19 protein-coding genes are annotated in these 22,060 nt (G+C 62.8%); 9 read left to right on the top strand and 10 right to left on the bottom strand.

The genetic code is table 11. The features are described from left to right. Positions 1-79 precede the first annotated feature (79 nt). Complete coding sequence (locus AB5Y48_RS20520; RefSeq protein WP_050666755.1) at positions 80-658, top strand: alkylphosphonate utilization protein; 579 nt, start codon at positions 80-82, stop codon at positions 656-658. Between the two features lie 119 nt (positions 659-777). Next, complete coding sequence (locus tag AB5Y48_RS20515) at positions 778-2,130, top strand: S8 family peptidase (RefSeq protein ID WP_368165585.1); 1,353 nt, start codon at positions 778-780, stop codon at positions 2,128-2,130. Between the two features lie 64 nt (positions 2,131-2,194). Here the strand turns inward: AB5Y48_RS20515 and ppsA are convergent, their stop codons facing one another. Beyond that, positions 2,195-4,567: a phosphoenolpyruvate synthase gene (ppsA, locus tag AB5Y48_RS20510; RefSeq protein WP_368165584.1), complete on the bottom strand. Its 2,373-nt coding sequence runs from the start codon at positions 4,565-4,567 to the stop codon at positions 2,195-2,197. Positions 4,568-4,836: 269 nt separating this feature from the next. Between ppsA and AB5Y48_RS20505 the strand changes: the two genes are divergently transcribed. Together AB5Y48_RS20505 and AB5Y48_RS20500 are read left to right on the top strand one after the other, a co-directional pair. Further along, the gene (locus tag AB5Y48_RS20505) at positions 4,837-5,649 is read left to right on the top strand and encodes a pyruvate, water dikinase regulatory protein (RefSeq protein ID WP_136613437.1); all 813 of its coding nucleotides are present in this window, start codon (positions 4,837-4,839) and stop codon (positions 5,647-5,649) included. Positions 5,650-5,948: 299 nt separating this feature from the next. Next, positions 5,949-7,325: an amino acid permease gene (locus AB5Y48_RS20500; RefSeq protein WP_368165583.1), complete on the top strand. Its 1,377-nt coding sequence runs from the start codon at positions 5,949-5,951 to the stop codon at positions 7,323-7,325. 84 nt (positions 7,326-7,409) lie between these two features. Here the strand turns inward: AB5Y48_RS20500 and AB5Y48_RS20495 are convergent, their stop codons facing one another. Beyond that, positions 7,410-8,375 carry a TDT family transporter gene (locus AB5Y48_RS20495; RefSeq protein ID WP_224163300.1) on the bottom strand — a complete coding sequence of 322 codons (966 nt, stop codon included), beginning with the start codon at positions 8,373-8,375 and terminating at the stop codon, positions 7,410-7,412. A gap of 117 nt (positions 8,376-8,492) precedes the next feature. Between AB5Y48_RS20495 and AB5Y48_RS20490 the strand changes: the two genes are divergently transcribed. Together AB5Y48_RS20490 and AB5Y48_RS20485 are read left to right on the top strand one after the other, a co-directional pair. Next, on the top strand, positions 8,493-9,413 hold the full coding sequence (locus tag AB5Y48_RS20490; RefSeq protein WP_050666760.1) for a LysR substrate-binding domain-containing protein: 921 nt from the start codon (positions 8,493-8,495) through the stop codon (positions 9,411-9,413). A 45-nt stretch (positions 9,414-9,458) separates the two neighbouring features. Next, complete coding sequence (locus AB5Y48_RS20485; RefSeq protein WP_136613433.1) at positions 9,459-10,022, top strand: lipoprotein; 564 nt, start codon at positions 9,459-9,461, stop codon at positions 10,020-10,022. 57 nt (positions 10,023-10,079) lie between these two features. On the opposite strand, the gene glgC is transcribed toward AB5Y48_RS20485, so the two are convergent. From glgC to metE, 3 genes are all read right to left on the bottom strand, one after another. Beyond that, entirely contained in the window at positions 10,080-11,393 is a 1,314-nt protein-coding gene (gene glgC / locus AB5Y48_RS20480) for a glucose-1-phosphate adenylyltransferase (protein ID WP_136613432.1), read from the bottom strand. Between the two features lie 152 nt (positions 11,394-11,545). After that, complete coding sequence (locus AB5Y48_RS20475; RefSeq protein WP_050666763.1) at positions 11,546-12,058, bottom strand: hypothetical protein; 513 nt, start codon at positions 12,056-12,058, stop codon at positions 11,546-11,548. Between the two features lie 123 nt (positions 12,059-12,181). Then, positions 12,182-14,464, bottom strand: a complete 2,283-nt coding sequence (metE, locus tag AB5Y48_RS20470) for a 5-methyltetrahydropteroyltriglutamate--homocysteine S-methyltransferase (RefSeq protein ID WP_224161267.1) — start codon at positions 14,462-14,464, stop codon at positions 12,182-12,184. Between the two features lie 151 nt (positions 14,465-14,615). On the opposite strand from metE, the gene AB5Y48_RS20465 reads away from it, so the two are divergent. Continuing rightward, entirely contained in the window at positions 14,616-15,524 is a 909-nt protein-coding gene (locus AB5Y48_RS20465) for a LysR substrate-binding domain-containing protein (RefSeq protein ID WP_050666765.1), read from the top strand. Positions 15,525-15,610: 86 nt separating this feature from the next. Continuing rightward, positions 15,611-16,906 carry a D-amino acid dehydrogenase gene (locus AB5Y48_RS20460; protein WP_368165593.1) on the top strand — a complete coding sequence of 432 codons (1,296 nt, stop codon included), beginning with the start codon at positions 15,611-15,613 and terminating at the stop codon, positions 16,904-16,906. A 44-nt stretch (positions 16,907-16,950) separates the two neighbouring features. On the opposite strand, the gene AB5Y48_RS20455 is transcribed toward AB5Y48_RS20460, so the two are convergent. Continuing rightward, a complete protein-coding gene (locus tag AB5Y48_RS20455; protein ID WP_050666767.1) occupies positions 16,951-17,595 on the bottom strand; it encodes a DedA family protein in 645 nt (214 codons plus the stop codon). Between the two features lie 162 nt (positions 17,596-17,757). Between AB5Y48_RS20455 and AB5Y48_RS20450 the strand changes: the two genes are divergently transcribed. Then, complete coding sequence (locus AB5Y48_RS20450; protein ID WP_050666768.1) at positions 17,758-18,030, top strand: hypothetical protein; 273 nt, start codon at positions 17,758-17,760, stop codon at positions 18,028-18,030. A gap of 59 nt (positions 18,031-18,089) precedes the next feature. Here the strand turns inward: AB5Y48_RS20450 and AB5Y48_RS20445 are convergent, their stop codons facing one another. The 4 genes from AB5Y48_RS20445 to fadJ all read right to left on the bottom strand — a co-directional run bounded on the left by AB5Y48_RS20445 (position 18,090) and on the right by fadJ (position 22,043). Next, entirely contained in the window at positions 18,090-18,977 is an 888-nt protein-coding gene (locus tag AB5Y48_RS20445; RefSeq protein ID WP_136613428.1) for an AEC family transporter, read from the bottom strand. A gap of 1 nt (position 18,978) precedes the next feature. Then, positions 18,979-19,533, bottom strand: a complete 555-nt coding sequence (locus tag AB5Y48_RS20440) for a YaeQ family protein (protein ID WP_136613427.1) — start codon at positions 19,531-19,533, stop codon at positions 18,979-18,981. Positions 19,534-19,615: 82 nt separating this feature from the next. Further along, complete coding sequence (locus AB5Y48_RS20435) at positions 19,616-19,756, bottom strand: TIGR02808 family protein (RefSeq protein ID WP_082177998.1); 141 nt, start codon at positions 19,754-19,756, stop codon at positions 19,616-19,618. A gap of 160 nt (positions 19,757-19,916) precedes the next feature. Further along, positions 19,917-22,043, bottom strand: coding sequence for a fatty acid oxidation complex subunit alpha FadJ (fadJ, locus tag AB5Y48_RS20430; protein WP_224163304.1), 2,127 nt, complete (start codon positions 22,041-22,043; stop codon positions 19,917-19,919). Positions 22,044-22,060: the final 17 nt, after the last annotated feature.

Genomic DNA, 22,060 nt, shown 5'->3' with positions numbered 1-22,060 from the left:
GGGGGCGGTTTCTGCTAAGATCCGCCCCCTTTCATCGACACAGCGCCGGTCAGCCGGCGCCACCACGGGGAGCATCACCATGACCATCGAATCCACTCTGCTTGAGCGCGCCAACGGACAGTGCGAGCTGTGTTGTGCCCAGGAAGGACTGAACCAGTACGCCATTCCCCACTCCCCGGCCCAGGATGCGGATCACAGCCTGGTGCTGTGTGCCACCTGTGAGGGTCAGATCAGTGCCCCCGATACCCTGGAGGTGAACCACTGGCGCTGCCTGGGAGACTCCATGTGGAGCCAGGTACCGGCGGTGCAGGTGATGGCCTGGCGCCAACTTAAGACCCTGGCCGAGCGCGGCGAGGTGTGGGCACGTGACAACCTCGACATGCTCTATCTGGACGACGAGACCCGCGCCTGGGCCGAAGCCGGCCAGCACGAGGCCGACGAGGATCAGGTGCCGACCGTCGACTCCAACGGCACTCGCCTGCAGGAGGGCGACTCGGTCACCCTGATCAAGGATCTCGACGTCAAGGGCGCCGGCTTCACCGCCAAGCGCGGCACCCTGGTCAAGAACATCCACCTCACCCACAACCCCCTGCACATCGAGGGCAAGGTCAACGGCATCCAGATCGTGCTGGTTGCCGCCTACCTGAAGAAGGCGTAATGCCGGGGCGGCTTCGCCGCCCATCTCTGTGCTCCCTTCTATACTTCTAGTCAGGCGCATCGCAGCGGATATTGATGTCCGCTGCGATGCACTTTGTCTTCTTTCAGGGAGGAGAGCAGATGAACCCTTCACTTTCTTTGGCACTGCTACTGGCGATCACCAGTGCAGCCGCCCAGGCCGCCCCCGAGCCACGGGTGCTGGCCGGACTCAAGGCCGGTGTGCCCCATGTGGCCGACGAACTGTTGGTGCAATATCAGACCGGCACCTCAAACAACCGCAAGATGAGCCTGCTCAAGGGGATGGGAGCCAGTCGCCTGGAGACGGTGCGCGCCGCCTCTCTTGGTCAGGGCGAGCTGCAACGGATACGTATCGGTTCGGGGCAGAGCCTGCAAAGCACCCTGACCCGGCTCGCCGCCGATCCCGGGGTCGAGTTTGTCGAGCCCAACTGGATTTATCAGCACAATGATGCCTCAAACGATACCTACTACAAGGGAGGCAATCTGTGGGGCATGTACGGGCCAGCTACCTCTCCGGCCAATCCCTGGGGCAGTCGCGCCGGCGAGGCATGGAATGCAGGCAAGCATGACTGTGGTGATGTAGTGGTCGGGATCATCGACGAGGGATACATGTACACCCACGAGGATCTCGCCGCCAATGCCTACACCAACCCCGGTGAAGTCGCCGGCAATCGCATCGATGACGATGGTAACGGCTATGTGGACGACGTCTATGGCTGGGACTTCGACGGCAACAACAACAGCGTCTTCGATGGCACCAGCGACGATCATGGCACCCACGTGGCCGGCACCATCGGGGGCGTCGGAGGCAATGGCAAGGGCGTCGCCGGGGTGTGCTGGAACGTGCACCTGATGAACGCCAAGTTCCTCGGCAAACGCGGTGGTACCACGGCCAATGCCATCAAGGCGGTCGATTATTTCACCGATCTCAAGATGCGCCACAATCTCAACCTCATCGCCACCAGCAACAGCTGGGGGGGCGGTGGCTACTCCAAGGGGCTACAGGACGCCATCGAGCGGGCCAATAGTGCCGGCATCCTCTTTATTGCCGCCGCCGGCAACAGCACGGTGGACTGCGACAGCGGCTCAAGCTGCTACCCGGCAGAATATCCGAACGACAACCTGATTGCCGTCGCCTCCATCACCAACACCGGCGCCATGAGCTCGTTTTCCAACTTCGGCGCCACCACCATCGACATCTGCGCACCGGGCTCAAGCATCGTCTCCACCGTGCCCAAAAGCGCCAAGCGCCAGGTGGTGTCCGGATATGCCAGTTACAGTGGCACTTCCATGGCCACTCCCCACGTGAGTGGCGCCGCCGCCCTCTACAAGGCACTTCATCCGGGGGCCACTCATCTCGAGGTGAAGGCGGCCCTGCTCGGTAGTGCCACCTGGACCGCCGCCTGTGATGGCAAGGTGAGCAGTCATGGTCGCCTCAACGTCAGCGGCTTCTGACTCGACCCCCGTAACAGAGAGGGCCCCGCACTGCGGGGCCCTCTTTATCAGGTGATGATGCTCATCAGGCCGGATGATTCTCGGCCAGATAGAGCCAGGTGTTGACGACGGTGTCGGGGTTGAGAGAGAGCGAATCTATCCCCTCCTCGAGCAGCCAGGCGGCGAAGTCGGCGTGATCAGAGGGACCCTGACCGCAGATCCCCACGTATTTTCCGCTGCGTCGGGCCGCCTGGATCGCCATGGAGAGCAGCGCCTTGACAGCATCGTTACGCTCGTCGAACAGCTCGGCGATGATCCCCGAATCCCGATCCAGCCCCAGGGTGAGCTGGGTCATGTCGTTCGAGCCGATGGAGAAGCCATCCACGTGCTGAAGGAACTGATCCGCCAGCAGGGCATTGCTCGGGATCTCGCACATCATGATCACCTTGAGACCCCGCTCACCCCGGCGCAGACCGTTCTCGGCCAGGATCTCGTTGACCCTCACTATCTCGCCCACGGTGCGCACGAAGGGGATCATCACCTCGACGTTGGTCAACCCCATCACATCGCGTACCCGCTTGATGGCCTCGCACTCGAGGGCGAAACAGGGACGGAAGCTCTCATCGATGTAGCGCGACGCCCCGCGGAAACCGATCATGGGGTTCTCCTCGTGGGGTTCATACTCGCGCCCCCCCACCAGGTTGGCGTATTCGTTGGACTTGAAATCCGACATCCGCACTATGACCCGCTCCGGCCAGAAGGCGGCGGCCAGGGTGGCAATCCCCTCGGCCAGCTTGGCCACGTAGAACTCGCGCGGGCTCTCGTAGCCGGCCATCATGGGGCGTATGGTCCCCTGCAGCTCGGGGCTCAGGGTATCAAACTCGAGCAGCGCCTTGGGATGTACCCCTATCATCCGGTTGATGATGAACTCCAGACGCGCCAGCCCTACCCCCGCATGGGGCAACTGGGCAAAGTCGAAGGCCCTGTCAGGGTTGCCCACGTTCATCATGATCTTGACCGGCAGTCGCGGCATGTTGCCCACCTGGGTCACCGCCACCTCGAAGTCGAGCTCTCCCTCGTAGATGAAGCCGGTATCCCCTTCGGCGCAAGAGACGGTCACCCGCTGGCCATCCTGAATGCGGGAGGTGGCATCACCACACCCGACCACGGCAGGGATGCCGAGCTCACGGGCGATGATGGCGGCGTGGCAGGTACGCCCACCCCGGTTGGTGACGATGGCCGAGGCCCGCTTCATGATGGGCTCCCAGTCCGGATCGGTCATGTCGGTGACCAGCACGTCCCCGGGTTTGACCTGATCCATGTCGCGAATAGAGCTCACCACCTTGGCCGGACCACGGCCTATCTTGTGACCGATGGCACGCCCTTCGGCGATGACACTGCCCGACTGTTTGAGGGCGAAACGCTCCAGGGTGTTGGCCTCCTGGCGGCTGCGCACCGTCTCGGGACGCGCCTGCACGATGTAAAGCCGGCCATCCACCCCATCCTTGGCCCACTCGATGTCCATGGGACGACCGTAGTGGCGCTCGATGATGAGGGCCTGGCGGGCCAACTCCATCACCTCTTCGTCACTGATGCAGAAGCGGCCGCGCTCCTGCTCATCGGTGTCGAGGGTCTGCACCTGACGACCGTGCCCCTCGTCGGCAGAATAGGTCATCTTGATAAGCTTGGAGCCCAGGGTCTTGCGCACCACGGCGGGACGCCCCCCCTTGAGGGTCGGCTTGTGGACGTAAAACTCATCAGGGTTGACGGCGCCCTGCACCACCATCTCGCCCAGGCCATAGGAGCCGGTGATAAAGACCACGTCCTGGAAACCGGACTCGGTATCCAGGGTAAACATGACGCCGGAGGAGGAGAGATCCGAGCGCACCATGCGCTGCACCCCGGCCGAGAGGGCGACCCCCTTGTGGTCATAGCCCTGATGCACCCGGTAGGAGATGGCCCTGTCGTTAAACAGTGACGCGAAGACATGCTTGATGGCGGTGAGCACCGCATCGATACCGCGCACGTTGAGGAAGGTCTCCTGCTGACCGGCGAACGAGGCATCGGGCATATCCTCGGCAGTGGCCGAAGAGCGCACCGCAAAAGAGGCCTCTCCCGCCGCCAGCTTGAGGTAGGCTTCGCGGATCGCCTGCTCCAGGGCCGGCTGCAGCGGCGCAGCCACCACCCAGTCGCGGATCTGCTGCCCGGCCCTGGCCAGGGCGGCCACATCGTCCACATCCAGGCTGTCGAGCAGCTCATGGATCCTGTGGTTCAGACCGCTCTCCTCGAGAAACTGGTTAAACGCAAACGCCGTGGTGGCAAAGCCCCCGGGCACCGAGACACCCGCCTCCGAGAGGTTGCTGATCATCTCCCCAAGAGATGCGTTCTTGCCGCCGACCCGGTCCACGTCCTGCATACCGAGCTGCTCGTACCAGAGTACGTACTGTTGCACTTGCATGTCTCCACGTTGGAGGGCGAAGAGGAACTTCCCGCCCTGTGAGTTGTTATTGCTGCCAACCACCACAAGAAAACGTTTTCTTGCCCGTTTCAAAAAAATCCCCGTGACGAGGGGATGGTGCTGGCGCAACACTATTTTACAATGGCGCACATGAAATTAACGCTACCGGTTTGCAGCCGGCATCACAAGTTGAACGTGGCAGAGCGGTTGACAATTTGCTTTGGTATCCCACGAAACTTTATTCGTCTCTCATAGAAAGGAGCCTCACCTTGCGCACCGTCTTCTACGTTTCCGACGGCACCGCCATCACGGCCGAAGTCTTCGGCCATGCCGTTTTGAGCCAGTTTCCCCTCCCCTTCGAGCAGGTGACCATCCCCTTCGTCGAGACCCGGGAGAAGGCCCGCCAGGTGCGCCAGCGGATCGACGACTGCTTCGTGCACTCCGGTGTGCGCCCCTTGCTGTTTCACACCATCGTCGACCCCGAGGTGCGCGAAGAGGTGCTGCGTGCCAACGCCAACGCCCACGACTTTCTCAACACCTTTGTCGCCCCTTTGGAGAGCGAGCTCGGGATCAAGGCCCAGCCCAGAGTCCATCGCACCCACGGGGTGGAGAACCGCAAGCACTACGACGATCGCATCGAAGCGGTCAACTTCGCCCTGGCCAACGACGATGGCATCTCCACCCGGGAGTATGACGAGGCCGACATCATCCTCATCGGAGTCTCTCGCTGCGGCAAGACTCCCACCAGCCTCTACCTGGCCCTGCAATTCGGGATCCGGGCCGCCAACTACCCCTTTATCGAGCAGGACATGGGGATGCTCGAGCTGCCCACCGCCCTCAAGGCCAATCGCCACAAGCTCTTCGGTCTGACCATCGACCCCGAGCGGCTCCATGAGATCCGCAACCAGCGTCGGGCCAACAGCCGCTATGCCTCGCTGGATCAATGCCGGCAAGAGCTCTCCCGGGTCGAGCGGCTGTTTCGCCAGGAGGCGATTCACTACCTCGACACCACTTCCCACTCGGTCGAAGAGATCAGCGCCAAGATCCTCGAGACCACGGGGCTGCGTCGTCAACTCTTCTGACACACGGGGGGTGACGCACTCCCCGACCCTGTCAAGCCCGCCAAAGCCAACTGTTCATAACTCACACAAACCACTCCGACCCGCCTGTTTTTCCATCACAACCCACCACCTGGCACCCAAAAAAACACCATTTCATAGCAAAAATGGATGCAAAACCGGCTGCATATCATTATTCTCCAGACTGCACCACCCATCATAAAAATTGCCACACGGCGCAGCGTAACGAAATAAATACGGATTTCGTCACCCTTTCGGAACAAGTGGCAAGCCAACGACGTACACAGATGTAAGGACAGAGTATGGATCTTCAACCACAGGGCCCAGAGCTCAAGCGCGGCCTGAAAAACCGCCATATCCAGCTGATCGCGCTGGGCGGGGCCATCGGCACCGGCCTCTTTCTCGGCATCGCCGACACCATCAAGATGGCAGGGCCGGCCGTGCTGCTGGGCTATGCCATCGGCGGCTTTATCGCCTTTCTCATCATGCGCCAGCTCGGCGAGATGGTGGTGGAAGAGCCGGTTGCCGGCTCCTTTAGCCACTTTGCCTACAAATACTGGGGGGATTTCGCCGGGTTTGCCTCCGGCTGGAACTACTGGGTGCTCTATGTGCTGGTAAGCATGGCCGAGTTGACCGCCGTCGGCATCTATGTGCAGTACTGGTGGCCCGAGATCCCGACCTGGATGTCGGCCGCCTTCTTCTTCGTGCTTATCAACGCCATCAACCTCACCAACGTCAAGGCGTTTGGCGAGATGGAGTTCTGGTTTGCCATCATCAAGGTGGTCGCCATCCTCGGCATGATCGGCTTCGGTGGCTGGATGCTGCTCTCCGGTAGTGGCGGGCCGGACGCCTCGGTGCGCAATCTGTGGGATCAGGGTGGCTTCTTCCCCAACGGCGTCAGCGGTCTGGTGATGGCCATGGCCTTCATCATGTTCTCGTTTGGCGGTCTGGAGCTGGTCGGGATCACTGCCGCCGAGGCCGACAACCCGGAGAAGAGCATTCCCAAGGCCACCAACCAGGTGATCTATCGCATCCTCATCTTCTACATCGGCGCCCTGACCGTGCTGCTCTCCCTCTACCCCTGGGGCAAGGTGAGCGAAGGGGGCAGCCCGTTCGTGATGATCTTCCACGCCCTCGACAGCAACCTGGTGGCCAACGTGCTCAACCTGGTGGTACTGACCGCCGCCCTCTCCGTCTATAACAGCTGCGTCTACTGCAACAGCCGCATGCTCTTTGGCCTGGCCCGCCAGGGGAATGGCCCCAGGGCCCTGCTCAAGACCAACAGGAGCGGCGTCCCGCTGGTGGCCATCAGTGTCTCGGCCGCAGCCACCCTGTTGTGTGTGCTCATCAACTACCTGATGCCGGGTCAGGCCTTTGGTCTGCTGATGGCACTGGTGGTCTCGGCACTGGTGATCAACTGGGCCATGATCAGCCTGGCTCACCTGAAGTTTCGCAAGCAGAAGGCCGCCGAGGGCGTCACCACCCGCTTCCAGGCCCTCTGGTACCCGCTGGGTAACTACCTCTGCCTCGCCTTTATGGCCGGCATCCTGATCATCATGTACCTGACCGACGGTACCCGCATCTCGGTCGAGCTGATCCCTGCCTGGCTGGTGGTACTGGCCGTCGGCTATCAGCTTAAGCGGCGAGGCGCTCGCCATACCCAGGCCGCTCGCGCCTGACACCAAACCGGCCAAATGGCCGGTTTTTTTATGCTCGGGAATAAAAAAACCCGGCCAGGCCGGGTTAAAAGGAGGTCGCTATCGTCAGGAATGGGTACGCAGCACACGATAGGGTTTGAAGAAGAAGAGATAGCGCAGGGCCACATAGCTCACGATGACGAAGGCCACCACCAGCTCGATAACGGCCAGGGAGTGCACCTGGGTCACATAGGCCTCGGCCACCCCCTGGCTTCCCATCAGCTTGGCCAGCTTGAACAAGGCGGTGGCGCCGATCACCATGGGGAAGGTAAAGGCGGCGTACCCCGGGCTGAAGGGCAGGCGCAGCAGGCGAAAGAAGGCCAGCCAGATGATGCCGGTCATCAGCACCGCGATACCAAAGAGCAGGGCGACCAGCACCGGGGACGGCGCATCATAGACGGTCAGGTAACCGGCCAGGGAGAGGCTGGCCGGGGCCGCCAGAATGGCGATGGTCGGCTTGGCGGCGTCGGGCACCTCATGGCTGAAGATGAGACGATAGAGCATCAGGGGCAACATGACCGCATAACAGGCCATACCAAAGCCCTGCAGGGCCTGGGCCAGGGGCAGCATGCGACCATCCGGGCAAGCCACCGCCGCCACTATGATGCCGACCGGGGGGACAAACCAGCTCGGCACCATGTGGTGAAGCTCAAACTCACGGGCACGATGCCAGCAGAACGTGGCCAAAAACAGCAGGTGCAGCACCACGGCGAAGAGCCACAGTCCCTCCCCCAACCCGGGCGCATAAGGCTCGAGCGCCTTGGAGACCACCATGGTCGCCATGGCGTAGGTGGGGGCAACACTGCCCACCACGGGGTGAGCCAGATCCTGCCTGAGCAGACGGGGATGAAGGATAAACTTGACCGTGAGGATGAGCAGCAGCACGGCACCGATGGCGGCACCTCCCAACTGGGCCCACCCCTGGAGCCCCCCTATATTCTCACAACTCCAGCCCAGGCTGGCGATGCCCAGAGCCAACCCGGCCATGGGAGTCGGGGCGGCGGCCAGTTTTTTACGGGTACGCGCTATCATCTGCAACACCTCTTCAATCGAGCAGATCCGCGGAGGATCTTGGAATGGTGCTAGCATAAACCCCGTCTGGTGTTTACGATATCTAAATGGCTTAAACATATCTTTTAGAAAAACTAAATGAATATCACCCTCAGACAGCTGCGCAGCTTCTGCGCCGTGGCCCGTCACGGCAACCTGGGAGCCGCCGCCGAGGCGCTCTTTCTCAGTCGCGGCGCCATCTCCCAGGCCCTGCAAGAGCTTGAACGCCAGCTCGGTACTCCCCTGTTTGATCGGGTCCATCCCAGGTTGCAGCTCAACAGCGAGGGGCGCCTGCTGCATCCCCTGGCCGAGGATCTGCTGGCTCGTCTGCACGACATTGAGGGGCTCTTTGGTCAGGATGGGGCCGAGGCGGGCCTGCTGCGCCTCGGGGCGAGCCAAACTATCGGCAACTATCTGCTGCCGAACCTGCTCGCCCCCCTGCACAGTGAGACGGGACGGCTCGAGGTGGTGATCACCAATACCCACAACCTCTGCCAACAGCTGGCCAACTTCGAGCTGGATCTGGCCCTCATCGAGGGGGAGTGTGTGCACGATGAGCTGGTCACCGAACCCTGGCTGGAGGATGAGATGGTGATCATAGCCCCGCCGGATCACCCCTTGGCTGGCCGACAGGAGCTTGAGCTCGCCGAGCTGAGTGACGAGCGCTGGGTATTGAGAGAGAGCCACTCGGGGAGCCGGGAGCGCTTTGATCAACAGATCCGCCCCCATCTGGTTCGCCCGGTTCAGGGGCTTGAGCTCAATACCCTGGAGGCGGTCATGCTCTCGGTGGAGCGTGGGCTCGGGCTCTCGTTTATCTCCGAGCTGGCAGCCCGGGATCGCCTGCAGAGCGGACGACTGGTCAGGCTCTCTGTCTCGAGGCGCTTTCCCCGCCGCCTCAAGCTGGTGTGGCACCGCCAGAAGTACCTGTCGCGCGCCATGCAGCGTTTCATCACCTTCTGCCAGGCCCAGCGGGAGCAAACCCCGCCATCGGCAAACGACGACACCCTAGGCAAGGGGTGACAGAGCCGCTAAGATCGCGCCAACATCACGGTTAGCGGAGTTCCCATGCCCTCACTCTCACGCCGCCTCCTGGCCCCCACCCTCGCCCTGTTGCTGGGAGCTTGTGCCTCGCTCACCACGACCAGCATCAGCGAGCAGCAGATCAACGACTACCTGGCCAGCAAGGCCGGTTTCGAAAAGAGCCTGGGGATCCCGGGCATCATGTCGGCGCAGATCCGCCTTGGGGATCTCAAGAGCCACATCGGGCGCAGCGCCCCGGACAAGATCGATCTCGACGGCATGGGGGATCTCACCATCACCACGCCGGCCGGACGCCAGGCCATGTCGGTGCGCCTCTCCCTGCGGGCACGTCCCGACTACCAACCCGCACAGGGGGCCATCTACCTTCAGGATCTGGAGTTGAGATCCATCACCACTGAGCCGGCCGATGTGGGCGCCGCCCTCACCCCGCTGCTCCCCATGATCAGCCTCTCCTTGAGCCAGTTCCTCGAGCAGACGCCCGTCTATCGCCTCAACGAGCGCCACGAGAAGGAGGCCCTGGCCAAGGATCACGTGAGCGGGCTCAACGTGCTGCCGGGCCGACTCGAGATCCCGTTCAGCCTGCTCTAGGGAACAGGCACAAAAAGAAGGGGGAGCCAAGGCTCCCCCTCTCTGTTGATGGCGTCATCACTGCACGCTCAGCTCCGGCTCCAGGGTGGGCTGCTCCTCACCGAGGCGCTCCAGCATGTCCCGGGTCACCAGCACTATGCCCTGCTCGGAGCGGTAGAAACGGCGAGCATCCTCGTCGGCATTCTCGCCAACCACCAGCCCCTCGGGCAGCTTGCACCCCTTGTCGACGACCACCCGACGCAGGCGACAACCGGCCCCCACCTCGACACCGGGGAAGATCACCGCCTGATCCAGAGTACAGAAGGAGTGGACGCGCACATTGGTAAAGAGCACAGAGCTCATCACGAAGGAGCCGCTCACTATGGTGCCACCGGCAAACAGGGAGTTGATGGTCATCCCGTGCTGACCGTTACGATCCTGTACAAACTTGGCCGGCGGAGTCATCAGCTGGCTGGTCCAGATGGGCCAGTTTTGATCGTACACATCCAGCTCGGGCACCACGGAGGCGAGATCCATGTTGGCCTCCCAGAACGACTCCACCGTCCCCACATCACGCCAGTAGGGGCGCTTGTCCGGGCAGCAGCCGACGCAAGACATGCTGAAGGGGTGGGCATAGGCGACCCCTTCACCGACCACCCGGGGGATCACGTTCATGCCAAAGTCGTGGTGGGAGCTCTCGTCACGAATGTCCTCTTCGAGCAGCTGATAGAGGAACTCGGCCTCGAAGATGTAGATCCCCATGGAGGCAAGGGCCGTATCGGGCTTGCCCGGCATGGGCGGCGGGTTGGTGGGCTTCTCCACGAAGGCGCTGATCTTGCGCGACTCGTCCACCGCCATCACCCCAAAGGCGGAGGCCTCCTCCCTGGGCACCTCGATGCAGGCCACGGTCACCTTGGCGCCGAGGCGCACATGATCGAGCAGCATGCTGGCGTAGTCCATCTTGTAGACGTGATCCCCGGCCAGCACCACTATGTACTTGGGCCCATGGTCGCGAATGATGTCCAGATTCTGATAGACGGCATCGGCCGTGCCCCGATACCAGTGCACCTCATCCACCCGCTGCTGGGCCGGCAGCAGATCGATAAACTCGTTCATCTGATAGCGCAGAAAGGACCAGCCGGACTGAAGGTGTCGCAGCAGGCTGTGGGACTTGTATTGGGTCACCACGCCGATGCGGCGGATCCCCGAGTTGACACAGTTGGAGAGCACAAAATCGATGATGCGGAACTTGCCGCCGAAGTGAACCGCCGGCTTGGCGCGATTGTCGGTCAACTGCTTGAGGCGGCTTCCCCTCCCCCCAGCAAGGACCAGTGCCATGGTCTGATTCAGTAACTGTCTGGCCTTTGCCGTGTTAACAGGCTCTAACAACATCCAATGTACCCCTTTGTAGCTATTACAGATCCATATTGCCCACTTTACCGGGGCATGAAAGTGTTTTCACTCACATTTATTACCATTTAATGGATGTGGATGATATTTTTATCACTTTAATTTATGGACTCTAACAAGCCCCGTTCAGGGTGTCATTCGTTTCCAGACGTTTTTCCTTTCCCTTTTAGCCTGAGCAAGCCACGGATCACCTCGTTGAGCAGGCGATAACGCTCCAGCTCCCCCTGATCGTAACGGGTGGCAAGCATGGCGGGGTTACTCCTGTGCTTGAGATAACGATTGAGCTGCAAGCGGTTAAAACCGGCCACCTTGTAGAGGTTATTGAGCAAACTGGTGCACTCCTCGTCATCCAGGCCCGCCTCCTGCAAATAGTGGGGAGTATCGGGAGTGAGTGGGCGACTCTTGAGGGAAGCCAACTTGCCCTGCTCACGCAGATACTCCAGCCACTGCTCCACATGCAATGGCTTGCTGCCGGCCAGCAAATTGAAATACCCCACCGCATCACAGCGGCAACCGCTGAGCAGCGTCAGGGCCAGGGTGTCGTCGTTGCACTCCAGGGTGACAGGACCACTTTGAACCCAGTCGAGTGCCTGTACCCGGATCCGGGCGTGGGCACCCTGCTCGTCCGTCACGTCAAACAGGAACATGGTTTGGCTCCACAGCACAAAATCACCATGATGGGCGAGCCCGGCGTCCCTGTAAAGGCAAGTGCCCCAATGGTGACCATAGAGAAGGGGAGGCAATGCCTCCCCTTCTCTCGACCGTCAGGATCAGACCTTCTCGGGTCGCCGTGCCAGCTCCTGACGCAGCGCCCGTGTCGCAGCCACCATCACCTTCAATGCCGCCTGCGTCTCCTCCCAACCCCGGGTCTTGAGGCCACAGTCCGGATTGACCCAGAGCCGCTCGACCGGGATCTTGCGAGCCGCCTTGCGCAGCAGACCCTCAATCCACTCCTGACTCGGCACGTTGGGCGAGTGAATGTCATAGACACCCGGCCCAATTTCGTTGGGGTAGTTGAAGCGCTCGAACGCCTCCAGCAGCTGCATCTGGCTGCGGCTGGTCTCGATGGTGATGACATCTGCATCGAGCGCCGCCACCGCCTCGATGATGAGGTTGAAGTCGCTATAGCACATGTGGGTGTGGATCTGGGTGCTGTCCGCCACCGGGCTGGCGCTCAGGCGGAAACTGCGCACCGCCCAGTCGAGATAGGCCTGGTGATCCCCGGCGCGCAGGGGCAGCCCCTCGCGAATGGCAGGCTCGTCGATCTGGATGATCTTGATACCGGCCGCTTCCAGATCCGCCACCTCGTCGCGAATGGCCAGGGCGATCTGCAGGGCAGACTGCTCGCGGCTCACGTCTTCGCGGGGGAAGGACCAGCAGAGGATGGTCACGGGCCCGGTCAACATCCCCTTGACCGGCTTGTCGGTCAGGCTCTGGGCAAAGCGGGCCCACTCCAGCGTCATGGGGGTCGGACGGTCGATATCCCCGGTGATCACCGGCGGCTTGACGCAGCGCGAGCCGTAGCTCTGCACCCAGCCGAAACGGGTGATGGCAAAGCCGTCCAGCAGTTCACCGAAGTACTCGACCATGTCGTTACGTTCGGCCTCCCCGTGTACCAGCACATCCAGCCCGATCGTCTCCTGGCGCAGGATGGCATCCTTGATCTGGGCGCAGATCCCCGCCTGGTAGGTGGCGTCGTCGACACGACCGGCACGCCACTCCTGGCGCAGGGCACGGATTTCGCCGGTCTGCGGGAAGGAGCCGATGGTGGTGGTGGGCAGCAGGGGCAGACGCAAGATCTCCCGCTGACGCCGGGCGCGCACCGGGTAGGCGCCGGTGCGGTGGAATGCCTGCTCGGTCAGGGCCGCCAGACGCGACTGCACGGCGCTCTTGTGCACCTTGCCATCGCCGGCCCTATCGATGATGGGCTGGCTGTAGGCGGCCACCCGCGACGGCTCGCCACCATCGAGGTAATCGGCCAGCAGCCCCAGCTCGTAGCACTTCTGCTGGGCAAAGGCGAACCAGCTTTTCACCTGGGGGGCCAGCTCATGCTCCAGGGTGAGATCCACCGGACTGTGCAGCAGGGAGCAGGAGGAGCCGACCCACAGGCGCTCGCCGAGGCGCGCCTTGAGCCCCTTGAGGCGCTCACCCACTGCCAGCAGGTTGGCCCGCCACACGTTGCGGCCGTTGATGACCCCGGCCGAGACAACCCAGTGGGCAGGCAGCTTGGGGATGAGGCTCTCGGCCTGCTCGGGGGCCGCCACCAGATCCAGGTGCAGACCGTCGACCTTCAGGCTGGTGATGAGATCGCGCTGGTGCGCCACCGAGCCAAAGTAGGTGGTCAGCAATAGCTTGCAGGGACCGGCCAGGCGCTCATAGGCCTTGAGGTAAGCCAGTCGCCACTCCTCGGGCAGATCCAGGGTCAGGGCCGGCTCGTCAACCTGTACCCACTCCACTCCCAGGGACGAGAGCCTCCCCAGGATCTCCTGATAGACGACAAGCAGCCGGTCGAGCAGCTCGAGACGGGAGAAGCCGCTCTCTTTCTCCTTGCCGAGCCAGAGGTAGGTGACGGGGCCGAGCAGAACCGCCTTGATGGGAAGGCCCAATGCCTTGGCCTCCTCGACCTCGTCAAACAGTTGGGACCAGCCGAGGCGAAAGCGCTGATCCTGATGAAATTCGGGCACCAGGTAGTGATAGTTGGTGTTGAACCACTTGGTCATCTCGGCCGCAGCTGCGGGCTGACCGGTGGGGGCTCGGCCCCGGGCGACCCGGAACAGGGTATCGAGGGTGGTCTCGCCGTCCCGGTGGCGCGCCGGCACCGCATCCACCAGCAGGCTGGTGCCGAGCACCTGATCGTACCAGGCGAAGTCGCCCACCGGCAGCAGGCTCACGCCAGCCTGACGCTGGGCCTGCCAGTGGCGCTCACGCAGGCTCTTGCCCACCGCCAGCAGTTCGGCCTGCGGGATCTCGCCGCGCCAGTAGGCCTCGAGGGCAAATTTCAGTTCGCGCTTGGCGCCGATGCGGGGGAATCCCAGGGTGTGTGCTTGAGTCATCGCCTTCTCTCTCATCGTTGATCCGAATATGGCTGGATTCGACCAATTTAGCCGTCCAGATGTTTACACATCCAGAATGACGAGATAAGGTGAGCCTGACTATTGAATACTCTTCAAGTGGCTCTCAAGGATCTCTCAAGCAGGAGCAAGGATGGAGATTAAACACTTAAGGACGGTGGCCGCCCTGGCCGAGCAGGGCTCCCTCGCCGCCGCCGCCGCCGCATTGAACCTGACCCAGTCAGCCCTCTCTCACCAGCTCAAGGAGCTGGAGGGCCGCCTGGGCCTCGAGCTCTACCTGCGAAAGAGCCGGCCACTTGCCTTCACCCCGGCCGGCGAGCTGGTGCTTGGCCTGGCCCGCAGCGTCCTGCCCCAGATAGGGCAGGCCGAAAAACAGCTCGCTGCCCTGCAAAGCGGTCAACAGGGTCGCCTGCACCTGGCCCTGGACTGCCACAGCTGCATCCATTGGCTGCTGCCCCTGCTGCCCGCCTTTCGCCAGCGCTGGGGCGGCGTCGAGCTGGAAGTGGAGTCACTGCCCGGCTTCGATGCGGTGGCCGCCCTGCTCGGCGGACGGCTCGATCTCTTGCTCACCTCGGATGTGCAGACCCGGGGCGATCTCCACTTCGAGCCCCTGTTTGACTTCTCCCTCACCCTGGTGATGGCGCCGGATCATCCGTTGGCGAGCAAGGAGTGGATTGCACCGACCGATCTCGCCGGCGAGGTGCTGCTCACCTATCCGGTAGAGCGCGCCCGGATGGACATCTTCGGCCGCTTCTTGCTCCCCGCAGGGGTCGAGCCGGGCCGCTGCAAGGTGGTCGACAACACCTCTGTGATGTTGCAGATGGCGGCGGCCGGACTCGGCCTTGCCGCCCTGCCCGACTGGGCCAGCAGCGAATTCGTGCGCCAGGGGCTGCTGCTGGCCCGCCCCCTCGGTGATGGGATTAGGCGCCACATGTATGGTGCGGTGCGGGTTGCAGAGCGCCATCAGGGCCCATTACAAGGGCTCTTCGCCCTGATCCGGGAGCGGCACGCCCAGGCAACGATAACGCTTCCCGCTCGCTAGCCTTCAAGCGGAAACACCATAGAAACAATCAAACTCAGAGTTACTCACCAAACCCATACAATTCAGTTGAATATCCTGTTGCCGATATCTATTGTGGAGCCCTCAACCAAGGGAGGGTGAACGAGATGGATATTGTGGTGCTGGGAGGAGGCGTGATCGGTGTCAGTACGGCCTGGTATCTGGCAAAGGCAGGCCACAGGGTGACCCTGCTCGAGCGACGCAGCGAAGTGGCAATGGAGACCAGTCACGCCAATGCAGGACAGATCTCCCCCGGCTATGCGGCCCCCTGGGCGGCCCCCGGCATCCCCTTCAAGGCCGCCAAGTGGATGCTCGAGCGCCACGCGCCGCTGGCCATCCGCCCCACCTCGGACCCTTTCCAGCTGCGCTGGATGCTCAAGATGCTGGCCAATTGCAACGAGGCCTCCTACGCCCGCAACAAGGGGCGCATGGTGCGCCTGGCCGAGTTCAGCCGCGACTGCATGATCCGTCTGCGCCATGAGACCGGCATCGACTACGAAGGGCGCCAACTCGGCACCCTGCAACTGTTTCGAAGCCGCGCCCAGATCGAGGCGAGCAAGCGGGACATGGAGGTACTCGCCGCCGCTGGCGTGCCGTTCGAGGCGCTCGACGCCACCGGCTGCGAGACCGCCGAGCCGGCGCTGGCCCGGGTGCGCGGCGTTATCAAGGGGGGCTTGCGCCTGCCCGGCGACGAGACCGGTGACTGCCTGCGTTTCACCCGCGCCCTGGCCGGGGAGGCGCAAAGACTCGGCGTCACCTTCGTCTTCGATTGCGCCGTCGACAGCCTGATCCAAATCGCCGGCAAGGTGGTCGGGGTTCGCGCCGGCGAGCAGCGCTGGCGTGCCGACGCCGTGGTGTGCGCCTTTGGCAGCTACAGCACCGGCTTCTTGCGCCAGTACGATCTCGACTTGCCCGTCTACCCGGTCAAGGGCTACTCCCTCACCCTGCCTATCACGGATGCCGGCGGAGCCCCCCGGAGCACTGTGCTCGACGAGACCTACAAGGTGGCGCTCACCCGTTTCGACCAGCGTATTCGGGTCGGCGGTATGGCCGAGCTGGCGGGTTTCGATCTGCGGCTTAACCCGAGACGACGGGAGACCCTCGCCATGGTGGTGGGCGATCTCTTTCCGCAGGGGGGCGATCTCGCCCGCGCCGAATTCTGGACCGGGCTGCGCCCCATGACCCCGGATGGCACGCCCCTGGTGGGCCCGAGCCCCATTCCGGGACTGTGGCTCAACACAGGCCACGGCACCCTGGGCTGGACCATGGCGGCGGGATCGGCACAACTGCTCTGTGACTGGATAAGTGGGGAGCGCCCCCCCATCGACACGGAAGGACTCACACTGGCTCGCTACGCCGCCTGAGCCTTGAGATAGCAAAAACGCGCCAAAGGGCGCGTTTTTCTTGTTCAGGTCCGCGCCGCGGCTCTGGCCCGCACCGCCCCCATCACCATGGGCAACAAGGAGATGCCGATGATGCCGAAGATGAGCAGGGTGAAGTTGTGGCGCACCACCGGCAGGTTGCCAAAGAAGTGGCCGGCGTAGACGAAGCTCGCCACCCACAGCAATCCCCCCACCAGGTTAAAGGCGAGGAAACGCGGATAGGTCATGGCCCCCATGCCCGCCACGAAGGGGGCAAAGGTGCGCACGATCGGCAGGAAACGGGTGATGATGATGGTCTTTCCCCCGTGACGGGCGTAGAAGGCGTGGGTCTTGTCCAGATAGTCGCGACGGAAGATCTTCGAATCCGGGCGCCGAAACAGCTGCTCACCGAAGAAGTGACCAATGGTGTAGTTGACCACGTTGCCCAGTACGGCGGCGGCCACCAGCACCCCGGCCAGCACGTTGACATCGAGGGCGCTACCCACGGTCAGGGCGCCGGCGGCGAAGAGCAGGGAGTCGCCGGGCAGGAAGGGGGTCACCACCAGGCCGGTCTCGCAGAAGATGATGAGAAAGAGGATGGCGTAAACCCAGACGCCATAGTTGTCAAACAACTCCTTCAGGTGCACATCGACGTGCAGGATGAAGTCAATCAGAAACAGGAGCAGATCCATAACGTGGCTCTCGAAGAAAAAACGGCGATGAGTCTACTCCTGCACCACAGCCCCTGCAAACGGGACGGCTCCCCTCCGTCAACATCACCTGTCATATCTGACAGGTGATCCCTCCTCCCGGGTTAGGCATCGTATGAGACTAATTCTCGGAGGAGACGTGTCATGTTCCGCTTCGAAGTGTTCAACCAGGATGGACAGAGCTGGGCCCACGACATCAACGCACTGCGCCATCAGGTCATGGCACGGGAGGGCGAGGTGATGGTGCGTTATATCAACCTGCTGGGCCAGTCCTGTACCCTCTTTCTGCTGGTCGAGGGCGGGCGAGTCTATCAGCGCTTCAAGCATGGCCAGCCGGAGCTCGACTGGCACTGGCTGGCCCGCGCCATGCACGATGAACTGCGCCCCATCCATCGCCATATGATGCAACATATCTGACACAGCCCCTCAGTGCCCACCACTTCTCTGCCGGCAGCAAGGGGGGATCGCCCCTGCGGTCAGGCCAAATGCAGTGCCACCCAGATGGCCAACGGAATCACCAGCACCGAGAGGGCATTGCCCCCCAATACGATGCTCGCCACCTTGTGTGGCTGACAGTCGTATTGTTCGCACAGCATGTAGTTAAGCACGGCCGGCGGCAGGGCCACCGTCACCAGCAGCAGTGGCAACCACTCGCTCTTGAGGGGCAACAGCCACCATACCAGGCACAAAGAGAGGGCCCCCGCCAGCAGGTAGAGGAGGTTTATCCCAAGCGCCATGCCCAAGTCCTCCCACTCCCCGTCCAGCAGCCGGATCCCGAGGGCAAACAGCATCAGGGGTACCGAGATCTGTCCAAGCAGGGAAGCCGAGGTCACCACGAACGCCGGCAACGTGACGCCGAGGTTGGCGCACAGCAGCCCCGCCGCCGCCGCCCACAACATGGGACTGCGCAGCCAGAGCCAGCGCGCACCCTTGTCACGGCCACCGAGGATAGCCAGCCCCACCGAGAAGTGAAGCAGGTTGGAGAGCACGAAGAGGATGACGATGGCGCCGAGCTGGCGCTCCCCGAAGGCGAGCAGCATCAGCGGAATGCCGAGGTTGCCTGTGTTGCGAAACATGGCGGGCAGCACCCGGGCCGGGCGCGACAGCCCCCGGATCGGGCACAGGGCCAGCATGAGCCCGGGCAGCAAGATCACCAGGGCGCCGGCGAGCAGCAGAGGCAGATGTTCACCCAGGGCCAGGGGATATTTCACCAGGGCCGAGAAGACCAGTGCCGGGGTGAAGAGTTCGATATTGGCCCGGTTGACGAAAGCCAGCTCCGCCCCCGGCCGGCGACTGCCGTAGAGGGCGCCCAGCGCCACCACGGCAAACACGGGCACCACGATATCGAGCAGGGCGGACAACATATCAGGCGTTGCTGTGCTGGCTCATCAGGGGGATGGGATCCAGTGTCACCTCGGCGGATCCGTTGCTCATCCACAGCTGCCCTTCGCTGACGGTGCAGGTGAGCTGCATGGTGCGCTCGGCCAGGGCCGCCAGAGCCTGGGTCTGGCTGTCGGCCAGCTCGATCACCGTCAGGTTATCGTGCTGGGACAACTTGCCCTGGTTTTGCTTCCACCAGACGCTGACGCCCCGTCCGCCGTAGGCATAGAGGATCACCTCGCGGGAGCGGTTGCACGCCTTCTTGAGGCGGCGCTCGTCGGGCAACCCCAGCTCGACCCACAGCTCGATCTCGTCGCTGTAGTTCTTGATCCAGAGCTCGGGCTCGTCGTCGGCACACAGCCCCTTGGTAAATTCGAGTCGCTCGGCCGCGTGCCAGGCAAAGGCGGCGAGACGGATCATCATCCGCTCGTCGGTCTCTGAGGGGTGACGGGCCAGGGTGAGAGAGAAATCCTGATAGAGGCCCCTGTCCATGTCGGAGAGGGAGAGATGGGCCTTGAATACGGTTGCCTTGAGGGCCATAGCGCACCTTGTCTGTTGATACGCCGGGCAGTGTACTCCATTGCGGCGGCGGTGACGATGCACCGCCGGCAAATAGCACCCTTTAGCGCTTGGCGGGCTCCACCCCGAAGGTGTTGAGCAGCCAGCAGCTGACCACGGCAACGGCCACGAAGCCGCTGAGGAAGATGAAGGGCATCACGCTGTAGCCCAGCACGGTCCAGATGGTATGTTCCAATGCGCTCATGTTCGACACTCCTTGAAGAATTACCCCGTTATTTGACCCTAGCCCTCCTTCTCCTGCCATGCCACCAAAGGAGTAAACACCATGTCATTTTGAGCTGGATCAAAGGGATGAGACGAAAAAAGCGGCCCGAAGGCCGCCGACTCAATAGGCAGTTGAGAAATCAGTAGAAACGCAGGCCTTCGGCCGCCATCGCCTGAAGGCGCGCGCTCGGGGCGAAACGATCCCCGTAGCGCTTCTGGTAGTGCTCGAGGCGTCCCACCAGGTGGTCGATGCCGACCCTGTCCATGTAGCGGAACGGGCCGCCGAGGAAGGGGGGAAAGCCGATGCCGAAGATGGCGCCAATATCCCCGTCGCGGGGTGAGGCAATCACTCCGGCGTCCAGGGCGATGGCCGCCTCGTTGAGCATCATCAGCATGCAGCGCTCGGCGATCTCCGCCTTGGGCAGCTTGGCCACCGGCTTGAGACCAAGCAGGTCGTAGACGCTCTCGTCCACCTGCTTCTTGCCCTTCTTGGCCGCCTTGCCGTAGAGGTAGAAGCCCTTGCCGTTCTTGCGCCCCTTGCGATCGGCCTGGAGCAGCTTGTCAAACGCCGCCGGCGCCTGGAAGCGCTCTCCACCGAGCTCTTTTTCGAGGATCGGGGAGATCTTGGCCCCCACGTCGATCCCTACCTCGTCGAGCAGTGTGATGGGGCCAACCGGGAAGCCGGCGTCGAGCAGGGCGCTGTCGAGCACCTCGATGGGCTCACCCTCAAGCAGGATGCGCGCCGCCTCGTTCATATAGGGGGCGAGGATACGGTTGACATAGAAGCCCGCCTCATCCTTGACCACGATGGGGGTCTTGCCCTGGGCACGGGCGAAGGCCAACGTGGTGGCCACCGTCTCTGGGCTGGTGCCGGCGTGGGGGATGATCTCGGCCAGCGGCATCTTGTCCACCGGGCTGAAGTAGTGCAGCCCCACGACCAGCTCGGGACGAGCCGCCTGCGCCGCAATCTGGCCGATCGGCAGTGACGAGGTGTTGGAGGCGAAGATGGCGTGGCCCTGGGCCTCGCGTTCCACGTCTGCCACCATCTTCTGCTTGAGGCCGAGATCCTCGAACACCGCCTCGATCACCAGATCGACCCGGTGGAAGCCCGAGTAATCCAGGGTACCGGAGAGCATGCTCATCTGCTTCTCCAGCTCGCTGCGCAGGATATGGCGACGCTTGAGCTTCTTGGCCAGCAGGTCATAGCTGTAGCGCAGGGCGTTGCCGATCCCGCTCTGGCTGACGTCCTTGATCCGTACCGGGCGCCCCGCCTTGGTGGCAGTGACGTAGGCGATGCCGCCCCCCATCAGGCCGCCGCCCAGCACCCCCACATGGCCCACCTTGCGCGGCTCGGCACCCTGGTAACTCACCTCTTTCTTCATCTCTGTGGTGGCGAAGAAAATGGAGCGCAGGGCCGCCGATTCGGGGGTCATCACCAGCTCGCCGAAGTGGCGCGCCTCGGCGGCCAGGCCGGCCTGCATCCCCTCCTCCACACCGATGCGGATCACCTCGAGGATGCGCTCCGGTGCCGGATAGTTGCCACGGGTTTTGCTCATCACCCCTTTACGGGCCTGATCGAACAACACCTTGCGCCCCAGCTTGTTGGTCTCGAGCAGCTTGCCCTGCAGATCGCGCTTGAGCTCGTGCCTCGGCTTACCCTGCTTGACCAGCTTGATGGCGGCCTCGAGCAGTATGCTCGGGGGCACCAGATCGTCGATCAGGCCGAGTTTCTTGGCCTGCTTGCCGCGTACCTGCTTGCCGGTGAGGATGAGATCGAGAGCCTTGGCCACGCCGATGAGGCGCGGCAGACGCTGGGTACCGCCGGAGCCCGGCAGCAGGCCGAGTTGTACCTCGGGCAGACCCAGCACCGTCTTGCCGTGATCGGTGGCGACCCGGCCGTGGCAGGCGAGCGCCAGCTCCAGCCCACCACCGAGGCAGGGGCCATGGATGGCGGCGATCACCGGGATGGGCAGCGCCTCGATCTCGGCAAACAGGGTCTGGCCATCGCGGGCCAGCTTCTCGGCGTCGGCCGCACTCTGACAGGCGGCCAGCATGCCGATGTCGGCGCCGGCGATGAAGGAGTCCTTCTTGCCGGAGCGGATCACCAGGCCGATCAGATCCTTGTTCTCGCGGATCCGGGTCAGCACGGCGCGCACTTCGTCGACGAAGGCCGCCTTGAGGGTGTTCATGGTCTCGCCCGGCACGTCCATGGTGAGCAGGCCGATGCCGTCTTTGCGGATCTCGAGGGTAAAGCTGTTCTGTTCCATCTGTTCGGTTCTCCTGC

The sequence above is a fragment of the Aeromonas sp. R6-2 genome (genome assembly GCF_040908155.1).
GTDB lineage: Bacteria > Pseudomonadota > Gammaproteobacteria > Enterobacterales > Aeromonadaceae > Aeromonas > Aeromonas schubertii.
Note: the sequence above shows the minus strand (reverse complement) of the source record. Positions and strands in the feature narration are given on the sequence as shown.